7 protein-coding genes and 1 pseudogene are annotated in these 8,838 nt (G+C 63.5%); 2 read left to right on the top strand and 6 right to left on the bottom strand.

The features are described from left to right. Positions 1-1,260, top strand: a pseudogene (locus IE224_RS08795) (formate--tetrahydrofolate ligase); the annotation flags it as partial. On the opposite strand, the gene IE224_RS08790 reads toward IE224_RS08795, so the two are convergent. Together IE224_RS08790 and IE224_RS20960 are read right to left on the bottom strand one after the other, a co-directional pair. Then, entirely contained in the window at positions 1,257-2,123 is an 867-nt protein-coding gene (locus IE224_RS08790) for a hypothetical protein (protein ID WP_191309502.1), read from the bottom strand. The pseudogene IE224_RS08795 and the gene IE224_RS08790 overlap by 4 nt on opposite strands. 448 nt (positions 2,124-2,571) lie before the next feature. Further along, positions 2,572-3,762: a VPLPA-CTERM sorting domain-containing protein gene (locus tag IE224_RS20960; RefSeq protein ID WP_229849299.1), complete on the bottom strand. Its 1,191-nt coding sequence runs from the start codon at positions 3,760-3,762 to the stop codon at positions 2,572-2,574. A gap of 233 nt (positions 3,763-3,995) precedes the next feature. Here IE224_RS20960 and IE224_RS08780 point away from each other — a divergent pair, with 233 nt between their 5' ends. Beyond that, positions 3,996-5,519 carry a tetratricopeptide repeat protein gene (locus IE224_RS08780; protein WP_191309500.1) on the top strand — a complete coding sequence of 508 codons (1,524 nt, stop codon included), beginning with the start codon at positions 3,996-3,998 and terminating at the stop codon, positions 5,517-5,519. 63 nt (positions 5,520-5,582) lie between these two features. Here IE224_RS08780 and fba read toward each other — a convergent pair whose 3' ends face one another. From fba to IE224_RS08760, 4 genes are read right to left on the bottom strand one after another with little or no spacing between them, the layout of a single operon-like run. Further along, entirely contained in the window at positions 5,583-6,617 is a 1,035-nt protein-coding gene (fba, locus tag IE224_RS08775) for a class II fructose-bisphosphate aldolase (RefSeq protein ID WP_167622392.1), read from the bottom strand. A gap of 4 nt (positions 6,618-6,621) precedes the next feature. Further along, complete coding sequence (locus tag IE224_RS08770; protein ID WP_191309498.1) at positions 6,622-7,602, bottom strand: class 1 fructose-bisphosphatase; 981 nt, start codon at positions 7,600-7,602, stop codon at positions 6,622-6,624. Between the two features lie 3 nt (positions 7,603-7,605). Continuing rightward, positions 7,606-8,067, bottom strand: coding sequence for a D-erythrulose-4-phosphate isomerase (derI, locus tag IE224_RS08765; RefSeq protein ID WP_154763085.1), 462 nt, complete (start codon positions 8,065-8,067; stop codon positions 7,606-7,608). Next, on the bottom strand, positions 8,064-8,837 hold the full coding sequence (locus IE224_RS08760) for a triose-phosphate isomerase (RefSeq protein ID WP_191309496.1): 774 nt from the start codon (positions 8,835-8,837) through the stop codon (positions 8,064-8,066). Before IE224_RS08760 ends, derI begins: the two co-directional genes overlap by 4 nt. Position 8,838: the final 1 nt, after the last annotated feature.

Here is an 8,838-nt window from a genome sequence, read left to right as displayed (position 1 = left end):
ACCTGGACATCGACACGCGGCGCATCACCTGGCGCCGCGTTATGGACATGAACGACAGGGCGCTGCGCGACATCGTGGTGGGCCTGGGCGGCGTCTCGAACGGGTTTTCCCGTCAGACCGGCTTCGACATCACCGTCGCGTCCGAGGTCATGGCGATCCTGTGCCTGGCCCGCGACCTGGACGATCTGAACGCGCGGCTTGGGCGCATAGTGGTCGCCTATACCCGCGACCGTCGTCCGGTAACCGCGCGCGACCTCAAGGCCGACGGGGCGATGACCGTCCTGTTGCGTGACGCCTTGCAGCCGAACCTGGTCCAGACGCTGGAAAACAACCCGGCCCTGGTCCATGGGGGCCCCTTTGCCAATATCGCCCACGGCTGCAACAGCGTCATCGCCACCGATACGGCGCTGCGCCTGTCCGACTACGTCGTGACCGAGGCGGGCTTTGGCGCCGACCTAGGGGCCGAGAAGTTCCTGGACATCAAGTGCCGCCTCGCGGGCCTCGCGCCCGCCGCCGTGGTGCTGGTGGCGACCATCCGCGCGCTGAAGATGAACGGCGGGGTCGCCAAGGACCAGTTGGGGTCCGAGGATATCANTGAACGGCGGGGTCGCCAAGGACCAGTTGGGGTCCGAGGATATCAGCGCCGTCACCCGCGGCTGCGCCAACCTGGGCCGCCATATCGAGAACCTGCGCGGCTTCGGCCTGCCGCTGGTCGTGGCGCTGAACCATTTCAACGGCGACACCGCCGCCGAGATAGCAGCCCTTCAGGATTACTGTGCCCGCCACGGCGTCATCGCCATCCCCTGCCACCATTGGGCACAGGGCGGCGCCGGGGCCGAGGATCTGGCCCGCCATGTCGTCGCCCTTGTCGATGAGGACAAGGCCGATTTCCACACCCTTTACCCCGATTCCATGCCCCTGTGGCAGAAGATCGAGACGATCTGCACCCGCGTCCACCGCGCGGCCCATGTCGAGGCCCTGCCCGGTATCCGCGCGCAGCTGGAGGCCTGGGAATCCGAAGGCTATGGCCAGCTGCCCGTCTGCATCGCCAAGACCCAATATTCCTTCTCGACCGACCCCGACCTGCGCGGTGCCCCCGAAGGCCATGTGATCCCTGTCCGAGAGGTGCGGCTGAACGCGGGCGCGGGCTTCGTGGTGGCGATCTGCGGGCAGATCATGACGATGCCCGGCCTGCCTCGCCATCCGGCAGCCGAGACGATCGGGCTGAACGACCTTGGCCAGATCGAGGGGCTTTTCTAGGCCGCCATCGTCACCAGCGGCCCAGGGCTGCGCCGCTGCCCATAGATCACCATATGCAGGGCCACCAGCGTCCCCAGTGTCGGCCGCAGCGCCCTGCCATCCTGGTCCGCGCTGCCGAAGCCGATCCGTTCCGGAAACGACCCGTCGGGCCGCTGGCTTGCGATGACATCGGACAGCAACGGCATGGCGTCGAAATCCGGATCGATCAGGCAAAGGCAATAGATCATCTGGACCAGCGGCAGCAGCCTGCCCTTTTCCTGCGCCCATTCGGCGAAGCGAAGGCAATTCGCATAGGCATCACCATAAACGCCGGGGTTTGAAAACCGGGGCCGCTGGTTGCCAAAGGAATAGCACAAGGCCAGCAGTTCGGCATAGGAGCCGATTAACTGCTCATTCGTCTGCTCGTAGGGGACAGGACGCCGCAATTCGGCTTCGACCCGTTCCAGCAGTTCCTGGTCAGGCATGTCGGAAAGCGCCAGCATGGCATTCAGCGGCAGGTTTCGAACGGCCAGTTTCTGCCGGTCGTCCGGCGAGATGCAGCGAAGGAATGAATAACCTCCGGAAAGGGCACCGATGCCCATTTCTTCAAAACGACCGATAAACTGCCCGACAAACTCTGGGGTTATTCGGCTTTCGATGAATGTCTTGACCGGCACGTCATTCCCTCGCAATGACGTGCAGATAAATGCAGTAACTGCAATTTCCGATAAACTCTGGATGTGTTCATCAGTAACTGCATCGACCGGCAGAAGTTCTGCCTGGTTCCTGATCCATTGCTGGCTCCGCGCCGAGATCAGTGTCAGCAATTGCTTGTAGGCATGATTTTGGGGCATGAGCGTGCTCCTCCCGAACCTGTTCATCAATTAGAAACCTTGATCACCTACTTTGCAACGATACTCCGCCGGGTCATGCAGGCTTATTGGCGAAAATACGATGAAAACTTGGAGGGATTATCGTGAGCGGGCAAGGAAGGAAGCAACAGCGCGGATCAACCATCAAGAACCAAATCTGTTCCACCCACCTTGGCCCAGGGACCGCGACGGTTGCAGGACATTGCGCCACGCTGCTCTCGGCCGTCGCGCTGGTTTAAGAAAACCGTCAGTTCCCGTCCTCCGGTTTCGTGCTGCACGACGGGAAGCACGGCTGAAAGACCAAACCATCATATAGACCGCAAGCAGTGGCAAGGTCTTCCTTGCCACTGCTGGTTGTTGCCGATGAGAGCAAAGGGCAACCGCCCGGGCACCCACGCCCGGACGGTCGCGAAGATCAGGCTTGGCCGCCGGCCGAGGCACCCAAGCTGCCTGGCCGCCGCTATTTTTGGCGACGGCGCAGCAGGCCCATGCCGCCCAGGCCTGCGATCAGCATCCAGGCCGCTGCGGGCAACGGAACCGGGGCGACATCCGGCCCCGGGAAGCGGTCTGCCTCGGTGGCGACAATGCCTCCGTCAACCAGGGCGAAGGTGTCGAACACCGATGTCCCGGCACCCGTCCGCGTAAAGGTCACGTCGAAGGTAAAGGTTCGATCGACCGACCGATCATATTCCCCCACGGCCGAGTCGCCGACGCAGGCGCCGATGTCTGCGCCCGTGCAGACGGCCGACACGCTGATCAGGGGACCGCCGCCGCCCAGATCGCCCACCGAAACGGTTTCGTATTCGCTGAAGCCCTCGACGATGCCCGCAGTCACATCGTCAACAATCGAACCCGGCGTGGCAGAGCTTGAGAAGGTGATCGCCCCAAGTTCCGCCATATCCGTCGTGAACGCGCCCGAGCCGAAATCCAGCGACACCAGCCGAATCCCCTCGGCAGCAAGCGCCGCGATCACGTCAGCGTCAGCCGAGCCCTTGGAAGACGCATCCGAGAAGGCAAAGATGAAGCGGTTGGATCCGGGCCGCCACGAGGCGTTCTCGGCCACCAGTTCAATCGCGGTATTGGCGGATTCGGGGAAGTCGCCGCCGCAGTCGGGATTGCACAGCGTGACGTTGTTGATGCCGCTGATCACGTCTGCCGTGGTCGTGGTCACATTCTGGTTGATGACACTGCCCGGGGGCGCAATGCCGCTGGGCAAGGCGGCAGATTCGGAAAAGACGCCGACGCCACCCGCGACGCCCGCCCCGAACTCGGTCGCGATGGTCGAGAAGATATCCCCGGCGGCTGCCTTGGCGGCGTTGATCACGCCGCCCATAGAACCAGACGTATCAAAAAGGAAATAGGCGTCAATCAATGCATCCGAAGGACCGCCCGCCGACACCGTCACGGTCTTGGTGATGGTGACGCTTTCCCCCACGGCCAAATCGGCCGTGAAGCTGTCCGGCGAGATGCTGTCGGCCAACGCACCTCCGGCCAGAAACCCAAGCGCGGCGACGCTCAAGCTAGCTAGTTTTAACGACATTTCTATTCTCCTGAAACGCAGTTTATGCTTTGGTTGCAGGCTACGCCTGCACGTCTCTCGCATTCCAAGAGGTTCGTACCGCAAATAAGCGCATCCATATTCGTCGCTCATATTATCGCCTTCCAAGCAACACAAAATGCGCACTGGATACACAGGGAATCGCGATTGGAAGTAGATTAACACACCCTTGAATCCTGTCGAGTTTTATTAACCGTCTTTTTAAGAACTGAAAGTTATCCAATTCTCAACTTCCGAGAGAAACCAAGCGGATATGCCTTATTGGTTTCTTGACAGGACATCGGCCAGCCAATTATCATAAACTCAACCAAAAGGAGTGGCTTATAATGCGCCGTCGCTTCTGGATCATTGCTGTATCGTTGTTTCCCCTGGCCTTCGGCGCGCCCGCTTCTGCCCGGACCTTGGATCTGCTTGGGCTGGCGGCTCCGCAGCTCGATCACAGGGCGGACAGGCTGGAGTTGCCCCATGCAAGCCCCGCCTTGAAGGACGGCGGCTTGGAGGATTTCCGCAGGGCCATGCGCGCGTTTCTGACCAACGACTTCCAGACGGCCGAGCGGCTTTCCCGCGGACTGACGCAAACGGCTGCCGAGGCGCCGGAAGGCTGGTATCTGCTGGGGATGTCGCTTGCCAATCTGGACCGCAGGGAAGACGCCATCCATGCCTTGGATCAGGCTGCGGAACGTTATGCCGAGAATGCCGCGCCGCTGGTCGTCAAGGGCGACCTGCTGCTGTCGCTGGGGCGGCGGGACGATGCTGGCGCAGCCTGGCAGGAAGCAATCCGGGTCGATCCGGGGAATTGGCGCGCCCAGGAACGGATGGCTGCCTTTCTGGAAAGTCGTGGCGACCGGACAGGCGCGATCCGACATTATGAACAGGCCGTTGCCGACGCCTCGGCCGGGCATGTTTATCCCAGGCTGCAGGCGGCGCGCCTGCATCTTCTGACCGGCAATCCCGCGCGCACCGAGGAATTGCTGGAGGACATGGCCCGCTTGGACGATGCCCCCTCGCTTGCCCTGGATTACCTGGCGCGCGCAAAGGTGGGACTTGATAAGGGCGAGGAAGGAAAGGCGCTGTTCGACAGGCTGATCGCGCGTTCGGAAAGCGTTCGTCCGGTGCTGGCGCGGGCGCGGCTGGCTGTGGCCGACCAGGATCTGGCCGAAGCGCAGGCAATCCTTGCCAAGGGCAGGACAAGGTTTCCGGGCAATCCGGCGCTTCTGCTGGAACATGGAAGGCTGCTGGGCGCCTCCGGAGACTATGATCAGGCTCTTTCGGCATTCGATGAGGGACTTGCCGCTGCACCTCGTGATCCCGGACTTCTGCGCGCGGCCAGCCTGGCTGCGGCGCGTCTTGGTCAGGACGACAAGGCGATCGGCTATGCCGGGGAACTGGCGGACCTGCCCGCCGCAACGCCCGACGATCTGGTGCGGCTGGCCGCCCTGGTTGAAAAGACCGGCGAGGGTTCGGAAGCCGCCGCCCTTTATCGGAAGGTCTTGGCAAGCGATCCCGACAACTGGGTCGCGCTGAACAACCTGGCCCATCTGCTGACGGAAACCGCCCCTGACGAGGCCGTGTCCCTGGCTGAACGTGCCGTCGCCTTGGCGCCGGACGTTCCGACATTGCGCGACACGCTGGGCCTGGCGCAGCAGAAGGCAGGCGATCTGGACCTGGCGGCCCGAACATTCGAGGCGATGAGGACCGAGCAGCCGACGGCAGCCTTGTCCGCATATCGGCTGGGCGTCGTCCGTCTTGAAGAAGGCAGGCTGGAAGAAGGGCGGTTACTGCTGCAAGAGGCGCTGAGTCTTGACCCGGACTTCGCCTATGCCCCGCAGGCCCGGCAGTATCTGCAATAGCAGGCCGTTGTTGGCGAAAGGCCCCGCCATAAGGCGAGGCCCCTTTCCCGCCCTGTCAGCGGATCAATAGCGCGAAGCCATCACCGACAGCGGCAGCGGGACGATCTTGTCGGCATTGCCTGCGGTGCCGAACGCCTCGAAGCGGTCCTTGCAGACCTGCGACATCATCTGCATCGCGGGCTTCAGATATTTGCGCGGGTCGAACTCGGACGGTTCTTCCGAGAAGACCTTGCGGATCGCGGCGGTCATCGCCAGGCGGTTGTCGGTGTCGATGTTGACCTTGCGCACGCCGTGCTTGATGCCGCGCTGGATCTCCTCGACCGGGACGCCCCATGTTGGCTTGATGTCGCCGCCATAGCTGTTGATGATCTGCTGCAGATCCTCGGGGACCGAGGACGACCCGTGCATCACCAGGTGGGTGTTCGGCAGGCGGGTGTGGATTTCCTCGATCACATGCATCGCCAGGATGTCGCCGTCCGGCTTGCGCGAGAACTTATAGGCGCCGTGCGAGGTGCCCATGGCGATCGCCAGCGCGTCCACGTTCGTGTCGTTGACGAAGCGCACGGCCTCGTCCGGGTCGGTCAGAAGCTGGTCGTGGCCCAGCTTCTCGGTCGCGCCGTGGCCGTCCTCCTGATCGCCCATGCCAGTTTCCAGGCTGCCCAGAACGCCCAGTTCGCCTTCCACGGACACGCCGCAGGCATGGGCCATCTGGACCACGCTGGCGGTCACGTCGCGGTTATAGTTGTAATCGGCGGGCGTCTTGCCATCGGCCTTCAGCGAGCCGTCCATCATCACGCTGGTGAAGCCGTTCTGGATGGCGGTGGCGCAGGTCGCCAAGCCGTTGCCGTGGTCAAGATGCATGCACAGCGGGATGTCCGGGAAGGCCTTGGCAAAGCCCTGGATCAGCCCGGCCAGCACCAGGTCATTGGCATAGGCGCGCGCGCCCCGGCTGGCCTGCAGGATCACCGGCGATTTCGTCGCCTGCGCCGCAGTCATGATCGCCAGACCTTGTTCCATGTTGTTGATGTTGAAGGCAGGGACCGCGTAGCCATTCTCGGCCGCGTGGTCGAGAAGCTGGCGCAGGGTAATCATAGCCATGTCGTTATCCTTCCGTGGATTCGGCCAGATAGCCGAGGATCGTCTCGACCTCGTCCTTAGCGCCGAATATCAAGGGCGTCATGTCGTGTACCGCTAACGGTTTGCGATAACGGATGGGCTGCGTCCCGTCGGATGCCAGCCCGCCCGCCTGTTCGACCAGAAAGGCGATGGGCATCGCCTCATAGACCAGCCGCAGCTTGCCATTGCCATATCCCGGACGCCGGTCGGCAGGATAAAGGAATGCCCCGCCGTTCAGCAGGATGCGGTGCAACTCGCCTACGGCAGCGGCAAGCCAACGCATGTTGTAGTTCTTGCCCAGCGGACCGTCCCGGCCCGCGCGCAGATCGGCCACCCAGGCTTGCAGCCCCGGCGCCCAGTAGCGTTCGTTCGAGGCGTTATAGGCGATGGTGGATGCCTTGGGCTTCAGCACGACGTTCTCGCGCACCATGCGGAATTCGCCCGCCTCGTCGTCCCAGCCGGCGATATGGGTGCCGTCGCCCAGCGACCAGCCGAAGTCCATCGAATGGCCGAAGCTGGCGTAACCTGCCGCCACGACGGATTCACCCGTCCGCAGGAAGCCTTCCGGCGCGGCGGGCAGGACGCTGAACAGCATCCCCAGGGGCGCGCCGATGCCGATGCTGCCGGATCCGTCGATGGGATCCATCGCCACGTCCCATGCACCGTCGGGGTTCAGATCGATGACCGCCTCGGCTTCCTCGGACAGCACCTTGCGGACGCCCGCCTTGCGCAGCACCGCGATCATGTGGTGATGGGCGCCCACGTCCAAGGCCTTCTGCTTGTCGCCGGTGTCGTTGACGCCGACGATCTCGGTCGGGTCGCCGTGCAGGCGGCCCGCGCCAAGACGTTGCATCAGCGGCGGTTGCGCCTCGGCGATGGCGCGGACGATGGCAGCGGGGCCGTCACCCGTCAGCACATGCGACAGAAGGCGGCCCGTGGCCGGGCCGTCGTTCGGCAGCTTCAGCATTCCTCAGGCCTTGTTGTATTTCGCATCGACCGCGTCGATGGCGTTCACGTTGCCTGCGGACTTGCCGGCCTTGTCGAAGTTCTCGGTCTCGGCCAGCCATTTGTCGGCAATGGCCTTGGCCAGTTCCGGGCCGATCACGCGGGCGCCCATGGTGATGATATGGGCGTCGTTCGACAGCGCGGCGCGTTCGGCGGAATAGGTGTCGTGGGTCAGCGCGGCGCGGATGCCCGGCACCTTGTTGGCCGCGATGCAGACGCCGATGCCGGTGCCGCAGACCAGGATGGCGCGGTCATAGGTGCCGTCCTTGACCTGGCTTGCCACCCGGTCGGACAGGTTGGCATAGAAGGCGTCGGGGCCTTCGTCGGTGCGGCTGATTTCGGACACCTGGTGCTTGTCCTTCAGGTGGTCGGCTAGGATCTTGGCCAGACCCTCGCCCGCGCTGTCGCCTGCAATTGCCAGTTTCATTTCGTCTCTCCGATGGTTGCGGCGCAGCGCGCCAGGATGTCGAGATAGCCGTCCACGTTCCAGGCAGACCGGCCTATGAACAGCCCGTCGATATGCGGGCAGGAAACCAGTTCCTCGCAATTGTCCGGATTGACCGATCCGCCATAAAGGCAGGGCACGCGTCGCCCCAGGATGTTCTGCGCGACCGCGATGATCTCGGCCTGACGGGCATCGGCGTAGTCCGAGGTCGCAGGGATCCCGTTAACGCCGATGGCCCAGACCGGTTCATAGGCCAGCAGGATCGTGGCATCCTTTTGGTCGCCCGACAGGCGGGACAGCGCGCCGCGCACCTGGGTTTCCAGCACGTCCTGCGCGCGGCCGGATTCGCGTTCGGCCAGCGTCTCGCCGATGCAGATCAGCGGGATCAGCCCGTGGCGGACGGCGGCCTCGGTCTTAAGGCCCACGGTCTCGTCGGTTTCGCCGAAATGCTCGCGCCGTTCGCTGTGGCCCAGTTCCACGATGTCGAGCTTGCAGTCACGCAGCATCACGGGGCTGATCTCGCCCGTCCAGGCGCCTTCGTCGGCCCAGTGCATGTTCTGCGCCCCGACCTTGACCGATGTGTCCGACAGCCACTCCTTGACCTGGCGCACGGCGGTGAAGGGTGGGATCACGAAACGCTGGATGCGCGGGTCGCGGTCCTTGTCGGCGGCGGCCAGTCCTTCGGCAAAGACGCGCGCCTGATCCAGCGTCTTGTTCATCTTCCAGCTTGTGCCGATCCAGAAATCCGTCATG

It is taken from the genome of Paracoccus aerius (assembly GCF_014656455.1).
GTDB classification, from domain to species: domain Bacteria; phylum Pseudomonadota; class Alphaproteobacteria; order Rhodobacterales; family Rhodobacteraceae; genus Paracoccus; species Paracoccus aerius.
The sequence above is the reverse complement of the archived record's forward strand: the minus strand, read 5'-3'. Positions and strand labels throughout refer to the sequence as shown.